Genomic DNA, 15,027 nt, shown 5'->3' with positions numbered 1-15,027 from the left:
TGCAATAACGTGATAATCCGTTCAAACATCAAAGGACTGTTGCGCTGTGAGCATAAATCTTCCTCTGCCGTTGCTCGGTGAAATGGCGATTTTCGTCAAGGTCGTGGAGACCGGCAGCTTCTCCGAGGCCGCTCGTCAATTGGGCTCGTCACCCTCGGCGGTGAGCCGCAGTATTTCCCGGCTGGAAAAGGCGTTGGCCACGCGGCTGCTGCAGCGCACCACGCGCAAATTGCGCTTGAGCGATGGCGGGGAAGAAGTGTTCAAGCGCTGTCAGGAAATGGTCAGCGCGGCCCGGTCGGTGATGGAAATCAGCGGTCAGTTCACCCACGAAGCCGAAGGCCTGGTACGGGTCAGCGTGCCGAAAGCGGTCGGGCGCTTTGTGATTCATCCGCATATGCCGGAATTTCTGCGCCGTTATCCGAAGGTTGATGTGGAGTTGCTGCTGGAAGACCGGCAAGTGGACCTGATCGACGATCATGTCGATCTGGCGATTCGCATCACGGATAGGCCGCCGGCGGGGCTGGTTGGCCGGCAGTTGCTGACCATCGACCATTTGCTCTGTGCAACGCCGCAATACCTGGCCGAGCATGGCACGCCTACGCATCCACATGACTTGCTCAATCACAGCTGCATCTACCTGGGCGAAACCCCCAGCGATGCGCGCTGGAAATTCAAGAAGGGCAGCAAAGCAGTGACGGTCGGCGTGCGTGGCCGGTATGCCGCCAATCACACCGGCGTGCGCCTGGGCGCTGTGTTGCAGCACATTGGTATCGGCAGCCTGCCGTATTTCACGGCTCGCTATGCCCTGGAGCAGGGGCTGGTCGTGCAGGTTCTGCCGGACTGGACATTCCTGGCGTCCTACCACGGCGGACTGTGGTTGCTGCATTCGCCAACGCGCTATCTGCCACCGAAGTTGCGGGTGTTCATCGACTATCTGGTGGAGTGCCTGGAGAAAGAGCCGACATTGAGCAAGCCGGGTAAACCCAATGCTGCAAAATCGCTGGCCGAGTACGAATTGCCGGAGGGGGAAGGGCTGCTGTAACGGCGACGCAAAAAAAGGCCCGCATGGATCACCATGCGGGCCTTTTCATTGTCTGGCGAAAATCAGTGCTTGCTGTCCTGGGCGGACATCGCCAGCAGTTGTTTTTCCTGATTCCAGTCGAACGGTTCGTCGTTCTGTTCAGCTTCGTAGCGACGTTCTTCCAGTGCCTGATACATGTCGATTTCTTCATCGGACAGGTAATGCAGGCAGTCGCCGGCGAAGAACCACAGCAGATCCCGCGGGATCAGGTGGGCAATTTGCGGGTAACGGGTAATCACTTGAGTCAGGATGTCCTGGCCCAGGTATTGGCTTTCGATCGGCTCGATCGGCAGTGACGCCAGCAGTTCGTCGAAACGCTCCAGGAACAGGGCATGGCTTTCTTCGGGAACCTGATCGGCCTCACCTACGGCGACCAGGATACTGCGCAGGTGGTCGAGCAAAACCAGATGATCGGCAACGACGTTGGACACGAGATAAGTCCTCAAGAGCAAAACGGGCGCGGGAGTATAAAGCCCCTGCGCCCGTTTTTCACTGATTGAAGGGATCAGCGGATTTTGCCTTCCGCCTGTTTCAGCTCCTCTTTGTCGAAGTCATCGACATCAATCACCTTGCGCCGCGCGGCTTCGGCATCGCGCAGGGTCTGGGCTTCCACCGCCTGCAACACCCCGGCTTCCAGCGCCGCATCGATGGCGTGTTCGCCGGCGACCGGTTTGACCTGGCCACTTTTGAGCGATGTATGCAGCTTTTTGTGCAAGGATTGCGCTGCGTTCAACTGATCGCAGGCGTGTTGCAGTGCGCCGACCGCATCGTCCGCCGATTGCGGGCGATAGCATCCGGCAAGCAGTTCTTCCAGCGCCGGATCGCCCTTGGCCCGACAGATGACCGCCGCCACTTCGGCACCGAGTCTGTCCGACGGGCCTTTGTGACGACGACCGAACGGGAACACGATCACCCGCAACAGGCAGCCGAAAACCCGGTTCGGGAAGTTGGTCAGCAGTTCGTCCAGCGCTTTTTCCGACTGACCGAGGCTTTCCTCCATGGCCCATCTGAACAGCGGTTCCATGTACGCCGGGGAATCGAGGTCGTGATAACGCTTGAGCGCTGCGGAGGCGAGATACAGGTTGCTCAGCACATCGCCCAAACGGGCCGACAGCCGCTCGCGGCGTTTCAGTTCGCCGCCCAGCAGCATCATGCTCAGGTCTGCCAGCATGGCAAACGCGGCAGCCTGCCGGTTGAGCGCGCGGAAGTAAGCCTGGCTGAGCTTGTCGCCCGGCGCATGTTCGAAATGGCCGAAACCAAGGTTCAGCACCAGCGTGCTGGCGGCGTTGCTCACGGCAAATCCGATGTGCTTGAGCAGCAGGCCATCGAACTCCTTGAGTGCCTGATCCTTGTCCTCGCGTCCGGCGAGGGCCATTTCCTTGAGGACGAACGGATGGCAGCGGATCGCGCCCTGGCCGAAGATCATCAGGTTGCGCGAAAGAATGTTCGCGCCTTCCACGGTGATGAAGATCGGCGCGCCATTCCAACTGCGGCCCAAGTAGTTGTTCGGGCCCATGATGATCGCCTTGCCGCCATGCACATCCATGGCGTGGCTGATGCACTCGCGGCCGCGTTCGGTGAGGTGATACTTGAGGATCGCCGAGAGCACCGAGGGCTTCTCGCCCAGATCCACCGCGTTGGCGGTCAGCATCCGGGCGGCGTCCATCATCCACGCGTTGCCGCCGATGCGGGCCATGGCTTCCTGGATGCCTTCGAATGCCGATAGTGGAACGTTGAACTGTTCACGGATCTGCGCGTACTGGCCGGTTACCAGACTGGTGAACTTGGCCGCGCCGGTGCCTACTGCCGGCAGGGAAATCGAACGCCCGACGGACAGGCAGTTCATCAGCATCATCCAGCCCTTGCCGAGCATGTCCTGGCCGCCGATGAGGAAGTCCAGCGGGATGAACACGTCCTTGCCGGAGTTCGGGCCGTTCATGAACGCGGCGCCCAACGGCAGGTGGCGACGGCCGATTTCCACGCCGGGAGTATCGGTAGGGATCAGTGCGAGGCTGATGCCCAGGTCTTCCTTGTCGCCCAGCAGGTGATCCGGGTCATAGGCCTTGAAGGCGAGGCCGAGCAGGGTCGCGACCGGGCCGAGGGTGATGTAGCGTTTTTCCCAGTTCAGGCGCAGGCCGAGGGTTTCCTGGCCTTCCCATTCACCCTTGCAGATGATCCCTGTGTCGGGCATGGCGCCGGCGTCGGAACCAGCGAGCGGGCCGGTCAGCGCGAAGCACGGAATGTCGTCGCCCCGGGCCAGTCGTGGCAGGTAATGATTGCGCTGTTCGTCGGTGCCGTAATGCAGCAGCAGTTCGGCCGGGCCGAGGGAGTTGGGCACCATCACGGTGGAGGCGAGGTCGCCGCTGCGGGTTGCCAGTTTCATCGCCACCTGGGAGTGGGCGTGGGCGGAGAAGCCCTTGCCGCCGAATTCCTTGGGAATGATCAGGGCGAAGAAACCGTGTTCCTTGATGTGGGTCCAGGCTTCGGGTGGCAAGTCCATCGACTGGCCGATCTGCCAGTCGGTGACCATCGCGCAGAGTTCTTCGGTCGGGCCGTCGATGAAGGCCTGTTCCTCGTCGCTCAGTTGCGCCTTGGGGTAGGACAGCAGTTTTTCCCAGTCCGGACGGCCGTTGAACAGCTCGCCGTCCCACCACACCGTGCCTGCATCGATCGCATCGCGCTCGGTCTGCGACATTGGCGGCAGGGTTTTCTGGAACCAGCTGAACAGCGGCGCGCTGAAGTGTTTGCGGCGCAGATCCGGCAGCAGCAACGGAGCCGCGACGATGGCCAGTACGACCCAGAAGATCAGTAGCAACCAGCCCGGTGCGTGGCTGAAAATCCCCATCGCCAACAGGTAAGCGGCAACGATGCCCAGTGCCGGCAGCGGGGCGATGCGCCGGTGGGCCAGATACGCCACGCCGACGATCAGAACCAGTATCCACAACAACAGCATATTCAATCCTCCGTGAACCAGGGCGAACGACCCTCCAGAGCTTAGACGGCATCTGCAAAACGGGGCGGTCAGAGCAAGCTGATCTGAATCGTGGGAAACCCTGGATGGCTTTTGTAGTTTCGGTGGGCAACACGCGTAGGAAATCGTTCGCAGACTCCGCGGCTTTGCGTCCATGTTTGGCCGAAACGTCGTTATCTCTGTGCTGATCCTCTCGCTAGACTCCGGGTTCACCCAGGAGAATGTCGTCATGCGCGAGTATCTGAGCCCCGGCCGCTTCATCGATAGTGACCACCCCTCGGTGGTGGAGTTCGCAGAACGGCACCGTGGTGCCAGCCGCGACCCCCGCGCGCAGGCGATCAGTCTTTATTACGCCGTGCGCGAGGCGGTGCGTTACAACATGTACACCTTCAGCCGCGACCCGCAGACCTTGCGCGGCAGCTACGCGCTGGCAGCGGGTGAAAGTTATTGCGTGCCCAAGGCCACGCTGCTCGCCGGTTGCGCGCGCCATTGCGGGATCCCCGCACGCATCGGTCTGGCGGATGTGAAAAATCACCTGTCGACGCCGCGCCTGCTTGAACTGCTGAGAAGCGAAGTGTTCGCCATGCATGGTTATACCGAGCTGTTTCTCAACGATCGCTGGGTGAAAGCCACCCCCGCGTTCAACCAGAAACTCTGCGAAATGTTCAACGTTGCGCCGCTGGAGTTCGACGGCATGAACGACAGCGTTTTCCACCCGTACAACAGCGATGGCGCGCTGCTGATGGAGTACCTGGTCGATCACGGCCAGTTCGCCGATGTACCGGAATCCTTTTTCTTCGAACATCTGCAGAAATGCTATCCGCACCTGTTCAACGATCAGCAGAAGCCACTGTCCAGTGACCTGCGCGGTGATGTCGGCAGCCGCTGATCCGGCGTATGCTGCTCGCCCACTCAATGGAAAAGAGGCGGTCATGCTGAAGATCTGGGGTCGCAAGAATTCGTCGAATGTCAGAAAACCGTTGTGGGCGGCCGAAGAGCTCGGGCTCGCCTATGAGGCGATCGATGCCGGTGGCGCGTTCGGCGTGGTCGATACGCCGGAGTACCGGGCGATGAACCCGAACGGTCGGGTGCCGGTGATCGAAGACGACGGTTTTGTGTTGTGGGAATCCAATGCCATCGTTCGCTACCTGTTGGCCAGGCATGCGGCGAACACCTCGTGGTATCCGGCGGATCTGCAGGCCCGCGCAATCGCCGACAAGTGGATGGACTGGACCACATCCAGTTTTGCCGGGCCGTTTCGCACGGTGTTCTGGGGCGTTCTGCGCACCCCGGCGGACAAGCAGGACTGGCCGGCGATCCATGCCGCGATCAAGGAATGCGAAGGTTTGCTGGCCATGGCCGATCAGGCCCTGAAAAACCAGCCATACCTGTCCGGCAGTGAAATCGGCATGGGCGACATTCCGCTCGGCAGTTTCATTTATGCCTGGTTCGAGATGCCGATCGAGCGTGCGCCGATGCCGCATCTGGAAGCCTGGTACGCGCGACTGAGGCAGCGTCCGGCGTATCGCAAAGCCGTCATGACCGCGTTGACTTAATACCTACTATCGACACACTTGACTGTACTTGTGCGGCGGCGGCAAGCACCATTGCGCTTGTGCGCCGCGGTTGTCTCCCTCGCCGCCCGCCGTCATTCAGTCCTTTTTCTCTTCTTGGTGCGTAATCCGATATGAGTTCCGCTCTGTCCATCCGGCAGCTAACCAAAACCTACGGCAACGGGTTCCAGGCCTTGAGTGGTATCGATCTGGACGTTGCCGAAGGTGACTTCTTCGCGTTGCTCGGCCCCAACGGCGCCGGCAAATCCACGACCATCGGCATTCTCTCGACCCTGGTGAACAAGACCAGCGGCACGGTGAATATCTTCGGTCACGACCTGGACAAGAACCCCGCGGCGCTCAAGCGCTCGATCGGCGTGGTGCCCCAGGAATTCAACTTCAACCAGTTCGAAAAGACCTTCGACATCGTCGTGACCCAGGCCGGCTACTACGGCATTCCGGCGAAAATCGCCAAGGAACGCGCCGAGCAGTACCTGACCCAGCTCGGCCTGTGGGACAAGCGCGATGTGCCGTCGCGTTCGTTGTCCGGCGGCATGAAGCGCCGTCTGATGATCGCCCGGGCGCTGGTGCACGAGCCGCGTCTGCTGATCCTCGACGAACCGACCGCCGGCGTGGATATCGAGCTGCGTCGTTCGATGTGGACGTTCCTTACCGAGCTGAACCAGAAAGGCATCACCATCATCCTCACCACCCACTACCTGGAAGAGGCTGAGCAGCTGTGCCGCAACATCGGCATCATCGACCACGGCACCATTGTCGAGAACACCAGCATGCGTCAGCTGCTCGGGCAACTGCATGTGGAAACCTTCCTGCTCGACCTGAAGAGCGATCTGGCGCTTGCACCGCAACTGGTCGGTTATCCGTCCCGTCTGGTGGATGCGCACACCCTGGAAGTCCAGGTCGACAAGTCCATGGGCATCACCGCGCTGTTCGGCCAGCTGGCCCTGCAGAACATCGAAGTGCTGAGCCTGCGCAATAAAACCAATCGCCTCGAGGAGCTGTTCGTGTCCCTGGTGGAGAAAAATCTGTCGAAGGTGGCGGTATGAGTTCCGAACTGCGCCCCAACCTCGTCGCCCTCAACACCATCGTTTACCGCGAAGTCCGGCGTTTCACCCGGATCTGGCCGCAGACCCTGCTGCCGCCGGCGATCACCATGGTTCTGTACTTCGTGATCTTCGGTAACCTGATCGGCAAACAGATCGGCGGCATGGGTGGTTTCTCCTACATGGAGTACATCGTGCCGGGGCTGATCATGATGTCGGTGATCACCAACTCTTACGGCAACGTGGTGTCGAGTTTCTTCGGCAGCAAGTTCCAGCGTTCCATCGAAGAACTGATGGTGTCGCCGGTGTCGCCGCACACGATCCTGATCGGCTACACCCTCGGCGGCGTGCTGCGCGGCCTGATGGTCGGCGTCATCGTGACGATCCTGTCGCTGTTCTTCACCAGCCTGCAGGTGCATCACCTGGGCGTTACCGTGCTGGTGGTGGTGCTGACGGCGACGATCTTCTCGCTGCTGGGTTTCATCAACGCCGTGTTTGCGCGCAACTTCGATGATATTTCGATCATCCCGACGTTCGTGCTGACGCCGCTGACCTACCTCGGTGGCGTGTTCTACTCGATCACCTTGCTGCCGCCGTTCTGGCAGACCGTGTCGCTGGCGAACCCGGTGCTGCACATGGTCAACGCTTTCCGTTACGGCATCCTCGGTGTGTCGGACATCCGTATCGGTATCGCGATCACCTTCATGCTGGTGGCAACCGTGGTGCTGTACTTCGGTTGCGCGCGGTTGCTGGTGAGCGGTCGCGGGATGCGTACCTGATCCATCCGGCGCTGCAATAAAAAATGGCCTCCCACTGCGGAGGCCGTTTTGCATTCACGACTGGCGACTTTTCTTGCGCCGGGCCCATTGCCGGGCGACCCACCAGCGCCAGTACAACATAACGAGGCAATAGGCGAGGGCCCCCAGCGCCAGCCCGACCACCACCGAACCGAGCAGGAACGGTTGCCACAGGGTCGAGAGTTCGCCGCTGATCCACTCCCAGGTCAACGACTCCGGCAGGGTGCGGGCGGGGATGTCCATCAGCCACGCCCCGACTTTGTAGGTGCAGTAGAACACCGGCGGCATGGTGACCGGATTGGTCAGCCAGACCAGGCTGACGGCAATCGGCATGTTGCCGCGCACGGTGATGGCCAGTGCGGCGGCCACCAGCATCTGCGCGGGAATCGGCAGGAAAGCCGCAAAAATGCCGACGGCCATGGCTCGGGCCACCGAGTGCCGGTTCAGGTGCCAGAGGTTCGGGTCATGCAGCAACTTGCCGAGAAAGCGTAAGGATTTGTGTTCCCTGATGCTCGTCGGGTCGGGCATGTAACGTTTGAATAAGCGCCGGGGCATAAGGCTTCTCGGTCGGTTAAGGCGGCAAGTATGTCTGGATTCTACGAAGCGCCCATTCAGACTTTGTGACAATTGTTGACGACGCCTGCGCTCCACAAGCGCTATGCCTGAAGAGGGGACTCTCAAGGACGGGCGTATGCGCACAGGGATGATGGCGCTGGCAGTCGGTCTGCTGGCCCCGGTTTTTTTGCCGGCCTTGCCGCCGGTCGGGTGGATGCTGTGGCTGCCGGTGGTGGCACTGATGTTGTTACCGTTTCGCAGTTATCCGCTGGCATTTTTGCTGTTCGGCTTCGCCTGGTCGTGCATCGGTGCGCAGTGGGCGCTGGATGATCGACTGCCGGTGGAGCTGGACGGCGAGACGCGCTGGGTGGAAGGACGGATAGTCGGCCTGCCGCAGAGCGGCGACGGGGTTGTGCGCTTTGAGTTGGCCGATGCCCGTTCGCGTCACAGGAAACTGCCGTCGCTGATGCGTTTGGCCTGGTATGACGGGCCAGCGGTCAACAGCGGCGAGCGCTGGCGGCTGGCGGTCAAACTCAAACGTCCCGGCGGGCTGCTCAATCCCGATGCCTTCGATTACGAGGCCTGGCTGTTGGCGCAACGCATCGGTGCCACCGGCACGGTGAAGGACGGCAACAGGCTGGCGGCGGCGCAGTGGGCCTGGCGGGACGGCATCCGACAGCGTCTGCTGGCGCTGGACACTCAGGGCCGGGGCGCGGCGCTGGCGGCGTTGGTGCTGGGCGATGGCTCGGGGCTCAGTCGCGAGGACTGGCAGATCCTGCAGGACACCGGCACCGTGCACCTGCTGGTGATTTCCGGGCAGCACATCGGTCTGCTGGCGGCGGTGATGTACGGGCTGATCGCCGGGCTGGCGCGATTCGGTGTGTGGCCGTTGCGTTGGCCATGGCTGCCGTGGGCCTGTGGTCTGGCGTTCGTGGCGGCGTTGGGTTACGGGCTGCTGGCCGGGTTCGATGTGCCGGTGCGACGGGCCTGTGTGATGGTTGCGCTGGTGTTGCTGTGGCGATTGCGCTTTCGCCATCTCGGTGCCTGGTGGCCGTTGTTGCTGGCCTTCAACGGGGTGTTGTTGATGGATCCACTGGCCAGTCTGCGCCCGGGATTGTGGTTGTCCTTCACGGCGGTGGCGGTGCTGATTTTCACGTTCGGCGGTCGACTGGGGCCCTGGCGCTGGTGGCAGACCTGGACGCGAGCGCAATGGCTGATCGCAATCGGTTTGTGCCCGGTGTTGCTGATCCTGGGCTTGCCGATCAGCCTCAGCGGGCCACTGGCCAATCTGCTGGCGGTGCCGTGGATCAGTTTTGCGGTGCTGCCGCCGGCGTTGCTTGGCACTTTGTTTTTGCCGATTCCCTATGTCGGCGAAGGCCTGTTGTGGATGGCCGGCGGGCTGGTCGATGGGTTGTTCCGGGCCCTGGCCCTGATCGCCGGGCGCTGGCCGGCGTGGGTTGCGCCATCGATGCCGGGATGGATCCTGGTGCTGGGCTGCATCGGTACCGTGTTGTTATTGCTGCCCCGAGGCATTCCATTGCGTCCCCTGGGCTGGCCGTTGCTGCTGGTGCTGGCATTTCCGCCCCGGGAGCGGCTGGCCGAAGGCGTGGCGGATGTCTGGCAACTCGATGTCGGCCAAGGGCTGGCGATTTTGATCCGCACCCGCCACCACACATTGCTGTACGACACCGGGCCGCGCTTCGGCGATTTCGATGTCGGCGAGCGAGTGGTGCTGCCAGCCTTGCACAAACTGGGTGTGGAACGACTCGATCTGATGCTGCTCAGCCATGCCGACGCCGACCATGCCGGTGGGGCTCTGGCTGTGGCAAACGGCTTGCCGGTCAGTCGGGTGATCAGCGGCGATCCGCTGGGGCTGCCCGAAGCGCTGAATGCTGAAGCCTGTGCAAGCGGCCGGCAATGGCAGTGGGACGGTGTTGCCTTCCATCTATGGCAATGGGCCGACGCTCAGGACAGCAATCAGCGTTCCTGTGTCCTGCAGGTTGAAGCCAACGGCGAGCGACTGCTGCTGACCGGCGATATCGACGTCGCTGCCGAACGGGATTTGCTCAACAGCTCACTGGCGGTTCCGACCCAGTGGCTGCAGGCTCCGCACCATGGCAGCCGCAGTTCTTCCTCGATGGCGCTGCTCAAGGTTTTGCAGCCCCGGGACGTGCTGATCTCCCGGGGGCAGGGCAATTCGTTCGGGCATCCGCATCCGACCGTTATCGCCCGTTACCGCAAGCAGGGTTTGCGCATCCATGACAGCGCCGAGCAGGGTGCCATTCATCTGCAACTGGGCCGATTCCAGCCGGCCCGGTCGATGCGTCAGCAACGCCGGTTCTGGCGCGACCCGCCGCAGCCGGGGGCGACGCACCGTTGAGTACGGTCGTCGGGGCGACGGGTCTTTATCGCGAACCGGTATGGTAAAGTGGCGCACTTTTTCGAGGGGGCTGTCACTGTGTGGGAATTGGTCAAATCCGGCGGCTGGATGATGTTGCCGATCATTCTGAGTTCCATCGCCGCCATGGCGATCGTCGCCGAACGCCTGTGGACGCTGCGCGCCAGTCGCGTCACCCCTGAGCATCTGCTGGGTCAGGTCTGGGTCTGGATCAAGGACAAGCAGCTCAACAAGGAAAAACTCAAGGAATTGCGCGCCAACTCGCCGCTGGGTGAAATCCTCGCCGCGGGCCTGGCCAACTCCAAGCATGGTCGCGAGATCATGAAAGAGTGCATTGAAGAAGCCGCCGCCCGGGTCATCCACGAGCTGGAACGCTACGTCAACGCGCTGGGCACCATCGCCGCCATGTCGCCGCTGCTGGGTCTGCTGGGCACGGTGCTGGGCATGATCGACATTTTCAGCGCTTTCACCGGTTCCGGCATGACTACCAACGCGTCGGTATTGGCCGGTGGTATCTCCAAGGCGCTGATCACCACGGCGGCGGGCCTGATGGTCGGTATCCCGTCGGTGTTCTTCCACCGTTTCCTGCAACGCCGCATCGATGAACTGGTGGTCGGCATGGAGCAGGAAGCGATCAAACTGGTGGAAGTGGTGCAGGGCGACCGTGACGTCGATCTGGCCGGGGGCAAAGCGTGAAATTCCGTCGCAAGCCCCGGGAAACCATCGACATCAACCTCGCGTCGCTGATCGACGTGGTGTTCATTCTGTTGCTGTTTTTCGTCGTGACCACCACCTTCACCCGCGAAACCCAGCTGCGCGTCGATCTGCCGGAAGCGGTCAGCGGCTCGCCGGCCGAGGATCAGCAGGTCAAACAACTGGACGTCGCCATCAGCGCTGAAGGCGTGTTTTCGGTGAACAACAAGATTCTGCCGAAAAACGACCTGGCGACCCTGATGGAAGCCATGCAGAAAGAAGCCAACGGCGACACCAATATGCCGTTGTCGATCAGTGCTGACGGCAAGACTCAGCACCAATCCGTGATCACCGCCATGGACGCGGCCGGCAAGCTCGGTTTCAGCCATTTGCGCATGACCACGGTCGAGGCGGCGCCCAAATCCTGATGGCCATGTCCGATCGTCTGCTCGCCGCGTGGTATCAGGGGCATCCGGCCCTGACGCTGTTGCGGCCGCTGGAGTGGCTGTATCGCCGCGTGGTGGCCGGCAAGCGTCAGCGTTTTCTCGACGGAGAGGGCGAGATCTATCAATCGCCGGTGCCGGTGATCGTGGTTGGCAATATCACGGTAGGTGGCACCGGCAAGACCCCGATGATTCTGTGGCTGATCGAACACTGTCGGCGCAGCGGATTGCGAGTCGGTGTGGTCAGTCGCGGCTACGGCGCCAAGCCGCCGCAGTTGCCGTGGCGGGTCGAAGCCGATCAAGGCGCCGACATTGCGGGTGATGAGCCGCTGCTGATCGTGCAGCGCACCGGTGTGCCGCTGATGATCGACCCGAACCGCGGCGCTGCCGTCAAAGCCTTGCTGGCCAGTGAACCGCTGGACCTGATCCTGTCCGATGACGGCATGCAGCACTATCGACTGGCACGGGATCTTGAGCTGGTGTTGATCGACGCCGCCCGTGGGCTGGGCAACAAGCGCTGCCTGCCCGCCGGCCCCTTGCGCGAACCTGTCGAGCGCCTGCAAAGCGTCGATGGCGTGCTGTTCAACGGCGCCCCTGAGGATCGCGAAGACGGTTTCGCTTTCCGCCTGCAACCCACGGCGCTGGTCAATCTGCTCAGCGGCGAACGCCAGCCCCTCGAACATTTTCCAGCCGGGCAGTCGCTGCACGCGGTCGCCGGGATCGGCAATCCGCAACGTTTCTTCAATACCCTCGAAGCGCTAGACTGGCGGCCTGTGCCCCACGCGTTTGCCGACCACGCCGAATACAGCGTGCAGGCCTTGAGTTTCACGCCGTCATTGCCATTGGTGATGACCGAAAAGGACGCGGTGAAGTGCCGCGCCTTCGCTGCCGCCGACTGGTGGTACCTGGCGGTTGATGCCGTGCCGTCGCCGGCCTTCGTGGCCTGGTTCGACACGCAGCTGATGCGCCTGTTGCCGGATCGTCTTTTGCCTTAAACCGTTTTTATCCAGGGAATGTTCATGGACACCAAATTGCTCGACATCCTCGCCTGCCCGGTCTGCAAAGGCCCGCTCAAGCTCAGCGCCGACAAGACCGAACTGATCAGCAAGGGCGCCGGCCTGGCGTACCCGATCCGTGACGGCATCCCGGTGATGCTGGAAAGCGAAGCCCGCACCCTGACCACCGACGAGCGTCTGGATAAATGACCACAGCCTTCACCGTTGTCATCCCGTCGCGCTACGCCTCGACCCGTCTGCCGGGCAAACCGCTGCTGGATATCGCCGGCAAGCCGATGATCCAGCACGTCTGGGAACAGGCGAGCAAAAGCAGCGCCAGCCGTGTGGTCGTGGCTACCGACGATGCGCGTATCGTCGAGGCCTGCAAGGCTTTTGGCGCCGAAGTGTTGCTGACCCGTGAAGATCACAACTCCGGCACCGACCGTCTGGCCGAAGTCGCCGCGAAGCTGGGCCTGGAGCCGGATGCCATCGTGGTCAACGTCCAGGGTGACGAACCGCTGATCCCGCCAAGCGTGATCGATCAGGTCGCCGCCAATCTTGCGGCCCACACCGAAGCGCGCATGGCCACCCTGGCCGAGCCGATCGAGGATGTGGAAACCCTGTTCAACCCGAACGTGGTCAAGGTCGTCAGCGACCTCAACGGTCTGGCGCTGACCTTCAGCCGTGCGACCCTGCCATGGGCCCGCGACGCATTTGCCAAGAGCCGCGACGTGCTGCCGGAAGGCGTGCCGTATCGCCGCCACATCGGCATCTATGCCTACCGCGCCGGTTTCCTTCAGGACTTCGTGAACTGGGGCCCGTGCTGGCTGGAAAACACCGAATCCCTCGAGCAGCTGCGTGCCTTGTGGCACGGCGTGCGGATTCACGTGGCTGACGCATTGATCGCGCCGCCAACCGGAGTCGACACCGCCGAAGACCTCGAGCGCGTCCGTCGCCTGCTGGAGGCCTGATGCGCGTTCTGTTCGTGTGCCTGGGCAACATCTGCCGCTCGCCCACTGCCGAAGGCGTCATGCGCGCCAAGCTGCGTGAGGCCGGTCTGGACGCTCAGGTCGAAGTGGCTTCCGCCGGCACCGGTGACTGGCACGTCGGCAATCCGCCGGACAAACGCAGTCAGGCCGCGGCCAAACTGCGTGGTTACGACTTGTCGGCGCAACGCGCTCAGCAAGTCAGCCGCGCCGATTTCGCCAGCTACGACCTGATCCTCGCCATGGACAACAGCAACCTGCGCAACCTCAAGGCGTTGCAACCGTCCACTGGCAAGGCCGAGCTGGACCTGTTCCTGCGTCGCTATGAAGGCGAAGTCGATGAAGTGCCGGATCCGTATTACGACGGCGATCAGGGTTTCGAGCAGGTGCTGGATCTGATCGAGCGCGCCTGCGACCGGTTGCTGATCGAAGTGAAGGGCCGGTTATGAGTTTGCAGGTACACCCTCAGGTTTCCCTGAAACCGTTCAACACCTTTGGCGTGGACGTCCGCGCGCAACTGTTTGCCGAAGCCCACAACGACGGCGATGTGCGCGAAGCCCTGGCTTATGCGACTGCCCACGATGTGCCATTGCTGGTGATCGGCGGCGGCAGCAACCTGTTGCTGACGGCGGACATCCCGGCACTGGTGCTGCGCATGGCCAGCCGTGGCATTCGCGTCATCAGCGGCGATGGCAACCGCGTGGTGATAGAGGCCGAGGCGGGTGAACCGTGGCATCCGTTTGTCCAGCACACGCTGGCGCTGGGTTTTTCCGGGCTGGAAAACCTCAGCCTGATCCCCGGCACCGTCGGCGCCGCACCTATGCAGAACATCGGTGCCTACGGTGTCGAGATCAAGGACGTGTTCGCCGGCCTGACGGCGCTGGATCGTCAGACCGGCGAGCTGCGCGACTTCAGCCTGGAGGAATGCAACTTCGCCTACCGCGACAGCGTGTTCAAACAGCAGCCGGGTCGCTGGTTGATCCTGCGGGTGCGCTTCGCACTGGATCGAGTCGCCCATCTGCACCTGGAATACGGCCCGGTGCGTCAGCGCCTGACCGAGCAGGGCATCGAGCAGCCGACGCCGACAGATGTCAGCCGCGCCATTTGCAGCATCCGCAGCGAGAAACTGCCGGACCCGGCGGTGCTGGGCAATGCCGGAAGTTTCTTCAAGAACCCGCTGGTGTCGGCGGCGGTAGTTGCGCAGATCAAAGCGCAGCACCCGGATCTGGTGGCCTACGCGCAACCGGACGGGCAGATGAAGCTGGCGGCGGGCTGGTTGATCGAGCGGGCAGGCTGGAAAGGTTTCCGTGAGGCCGATGCCGGCGTGCATAAATTGCAGGCGCTGGTGCTGGTCAATTACGGCGCGGCGACCGGGCTGCAACTGCTTGATCTGGCGCAACGTATCCAGAAAGACATTGCAGAACGTTTCAATGTCGAGCTGGAAATGGAGCCCAACCGTTATTGAGGCTACGCTTTCAAGGCGCAATCCAA

General features: G+C 62.1%; 16 protein-coding genes. 13 read left to right on the top strand and 3 right to left on the bottom strand.

Going from position 1 to position 15,027, the window contains the following annotated elements; all coding sequences use genetic code 11:
* Positions 1-46 precede the first annotated feature (46 nt).
* Positions 47-1,042 (top strand): LysR family transcriptional regulator, encoded by a 996-nt coding sequence (locus tag ACKLNA_RS20350; RefSeq protein WP_408986892.1) that lies wholly within the window; start codon positions 47-49, stop codon positions 1,040-1,042.
* Between the two features lie 62 nt (positions 1,043-1,104).
* On the opposite strand, the gene ACKLNA_RS20345 is transcribed toward ACKLNA_RS20350, so the two are convergent.
* Together ACKLNA_RS20345 and ACKLNA_RS20340 are read right to left on the bottom strand one after the other, a co-directional pair.
* Entirely contained in the window at positions 1,105-1,512 is a 408-nt protein-coding gene (locus ACKLNA_RS20345) for a PA2817 family protein (RefSeq protein WP_007950758.1), read from the bottom strand.
* A 74-nt stretch (positions 1,513-1,586) separates the two neighbouring features.
* Positions 1,587-4,034 (bottom strand): acyl-CoA dehydrogenase, encoded by a 2,448-nt coding sequence (locus ACKLNA_RS20340; protein WP_408986891.1) that lies wholly within the window; start codon positions 4,032-4,034, stop codon positions 1,587-1,589.
* Positions 4,035-4,281: 247 nt separating this feature from the next.
* Between ACKLNA_RS20340 and ACKLNA_RS20335 the strand changes: the two genes are divergently transcribed.
* The 4 genes from ACKLNA_RS20335 to ACKLNA_RS20320 all read left to right on the top strand — a co-directional run bounded on the left by ACKLNA_RS20335 (position 4,282) and on the right by ACKLNA_RS20320 (position 7,448).
* Positions 4,282-4,941 carry a transglutaminase-like domain-containing protein gene (locus ACKLNA_RS20335; RefSeq protein ID WP_408986890.1) on the top strand — a complete coding sequence of 220 codons (660 nt, stop codon included), beginning with the start codon at positions 4,282-4,284 and terminating at the stop codon, positions 4,939-4,941.
* A 43-nt stretch (positions 4,942-4,984) separates the two neighbouring features.
* On the top strand, positions 4,985-5,608 hold the full coding sequence (locus ACKLNA_RS20330; protein WP_408986889.1) for a glutathione S-transferase family protein: 624 nt from the start codon (positions 4,985-4,987) through the stop codon (positions 5,606-5,608).
* Between the two features lie 131 nt (positions 5,609-5,739).
* Positions 5,740-6,672, top strand: a complete 933-nt coding sequence (locus tag ACKLNA_RS20325; protein ID WP_408986888.1) for an ABC transporter ATP-binding protein — start codon at positions 5,740-5,742, stop codon at positions 6,670-6,672.
* Positions 6,669-7,448, top strand: coding sequence for an ABC transporter permease (locus ACKLNA_RS20320; protein WP_085710947.1), 780 nt, complete (start codon positions 6,669-6,671; stop codon positions 7,446-7,448). The genes ACKLNA_RS20325 and ACKLNA_RS20320 overlap by 4 nt, the downstream gene beginning before the upstream one ends.
* A gap of 54 nt (positions 7,449-7,502) precedes the next feature.
* Here the strand turns inward: ACKLNA_RS20320 and ACKLNA_RS20315 are convergent, their stop codons facing one another.
* Entirely contained in the window at positions 7,503-8,021 is a 519-nt protein-coding gene (locus tag ACKLNA_RS20315; RefSeq protein WP_408986887.1) for a DUF2062 domain-containing protein, read from the bottom strand.
* A gap of 136 nt (positions 8,022-8,157) precedes the next feature.
* Between ACKLNA_RS20315 and ACKLNA_RS20310 the strand changes: the two genes are divergently transcribed.
* The 8 genes from ACKLNA_RS20310 (at position 8,158) to murB (ending at position 15,001) form a co-directional block, all read left to right on the top strand.
* Positions 8,158-10,401 carry a DNA internalization-related competence protein ComEC/Rec2 gene (locus ACKLNA_RS20310; RefSeq protein WP_408986886.1) on the top strand — a complete coding sequence of 748 codons (2,244 nt, stop codon included), beginning with the start codon at positions 8,158-8,160 and terminating at the stop codon, positions 10,399-10,401.
* Positions 10,402-10,479: 78 nt separating this feature from the next.
* Complete coding sequence (locus tag ACKLNA_RS20305) at positions 10,480-11,115, top strand: MotA/TolQ/ExbB proton channel family protein (protein ID WP_162803506.1); 636 nt, start codon at positions 10,480-10,482, stop codon at positions 11,113-11,115.
* Complete coding sequence (locus ACKLNA_RS20300; protein WP_007950767.1) at positions 11,112-11,540, top strand: biopolymer transporter ExbD; 429 nt, start codon at positions 11,112-11,114, stop codon at positions 11,538-11,540. The genes ACKLNA_RS20305 and ACKLNA_RS20300 overlap by 4 nt, the downstream gene beginning before the upstream one ends.
* Positions 11,540-12,550: a tetraacyldisaccharide 4'-kinase gene (gene lpxK, locus ACKLNA_RS20295; RefSeq protein ID WP_408986885.1), complete on the top strand. Its 1,011-nt coding sequence runs from the start codon at positions 11,540-11,542 to the stop codon at positions 12,548-12,550. Before ACKLNA_RS20300 ends, lpxK begins: the two co-directional genes overlap by 1 nt.
* Positions 12,551-12,574: 24 nt before the next feature.
* Positions 12,575-12,760, top strand: coding sequence for a Trm112 family protein (locus ACKLNA_RS20290; protein ID WP_003179363.1), 186 nt, complete (start codon positions 12,575-12,577; stop codon positions 12,758-12,760).
* Entirely contained in the window at positions 12,757-13,521 is a 765-nt protein-coding gene (gene kdsB, locus ACKLNA_RS20285) for a 3-deoxy-manno-octulosonate cytidylyltransferase (RefSeq protein WP_408986884.1), read from the top strand. Before ACKLNA_RS20290 ends, kdsB begins: the two co-directional genes overlap by 4 nt.
* Positions 13,521-13,985, top strand: a complete 465-nt coding sequence (locus ACKLNA_RS20280) for a low molecular weight protein-tyrosine-phosphatase (protein ID WP_085710942.1) — start codon at positions 13,521-13,523, stop codon at positions 13,983-13,985. The genes kdsB and ACKLNA_RS20280 overlap by 1 nt, the downstream gene beginning before the upstream one ends.
* On the top strand, positions 13,982-15,001 hold the full coding sequence (gene murB / locus ACKLNA_RS20275) for a UDP-N-acetylmuramate dehydrogenase (protein ID WP_408986883.1): 1,020 nt from the start codon (positions 13,982-13,984) through the stop codon (positions 14,999-15,001). The genes ACKLNA_RS20280 and murB overlap by 4 nt, the downstream gene beginning before the upstream one ends.
* The last annotated feature ends 26 nt before the right edge of the window (positions 15,002-15,027 follow it).

This window comes from Pseudomonas sp. UV AK001, from assembly GCF_046097675.1.
In the GTDB taxonomy this organism is placed as follows: Bacteria; Pseudomonadota; Gammaproteobacteria; order Pseudomonadales; family Pseudomonadaceae; genus Aquipseudomonas; species Aquipseudomonas kribbensis.
The sequence above is the reverse complement of the archived record's forward strand: the minus strand, read 5'-3'. Positions and strand labels throughout refer to the sequence as shown.

What these genes read in the sequence shown, in the direction of transcription:
- ACKLNA_RS20320 (WP_085710947.1), top strand. Translation starts at nt 6,669, where the DNA reads ATGAGTTCCGAACTGCGCCCCAACCTCGTCGCCCTCAACACCATCGTT.
- ACKLNA_RS20325 (WP_408986888.1), top strand. Translation starts at nt 5,740, where the DNA reads ATGAGTTCCGCTCTGTCCATCCGGCAGCTAACCAAAACCTACGGCAAC.
- kdsB (WP_408986884.1), top strand. Translation starts at nt 12,757, where the DNA reads ATGACCACAGCCTTCACCGTTGTCATCCCGTCGCGCTACGCCTCGACC.
- ACKLNA_RS20280 (WP_085710942.1), top strand. Translation starts at nt 13,521, where the DNA reads ATGCGCGTTCTGTTCGTGTGCCTGGGCAACATCTGCCGCTCGCCCACT.
- ACKLNA_RS20315 (WP_408986887.1), bottom strand. Translation starts at nt 8,021, where the DNA reads ATGCCCCGGCGCTTATTCAAACGTTACATGCCCGACCCGACGAGCATC.
- lpxK (WP_408986885.1), top strand. Translation starts at nt 11,540, where the DNA reads ATGGCCATGTCCGATCGTCTGCTCGCCGCGTGGTATCAGGGGCATCCG.
- ACKLNA_RS20330 (WP_408986889.1), top strand. Translation starts at nt 4,985, where the DNA reads ATGCTGAAGATCTGGGGTCGCAAGAATTCGTCGAATGTCAGAAAACCG.
- ACKLNA_RS20340 (WP_408986891.1), bottom strand. Translation starts at nt 4,034, where the DNA reads ATGCTGTTGTTGTGGATACTGGTTCTGATCGTCGGCGTGGCGTATCTG.
- murB (WP_408986883.1), top strand. Translation starts at nt 13,982, where the DNA reads ATGAGTTTGCAGGTACACCCTCAGGTTTCCCTGAAACCGTTCAACACC.
- ACKLNA_RS20310 (WP_408986886.1), top strand. Translation starts at nt 8,158, where the DNA reads ATGCGCACAGGGATGATGGCGCTGGCAGTCGGTCTGCTGGCCCCGGTT.
- ACKLNA_RS20290 (WP_003179363.1), top strand. Translation starts at nt 12,575, where the DNA reads ATGGACACCAAATTGCTCGACATCCTCGCCTGCCCGGTCTGCAAAGGC.
- ACKLNA_RS20335 (WP_408986890.1), top strand. Translation starts at nt 4,282, where the DNA reads ATGCGCGAGTATCTGAGCCCCGGCCGCTTCATCGATAGTGACCACCCC.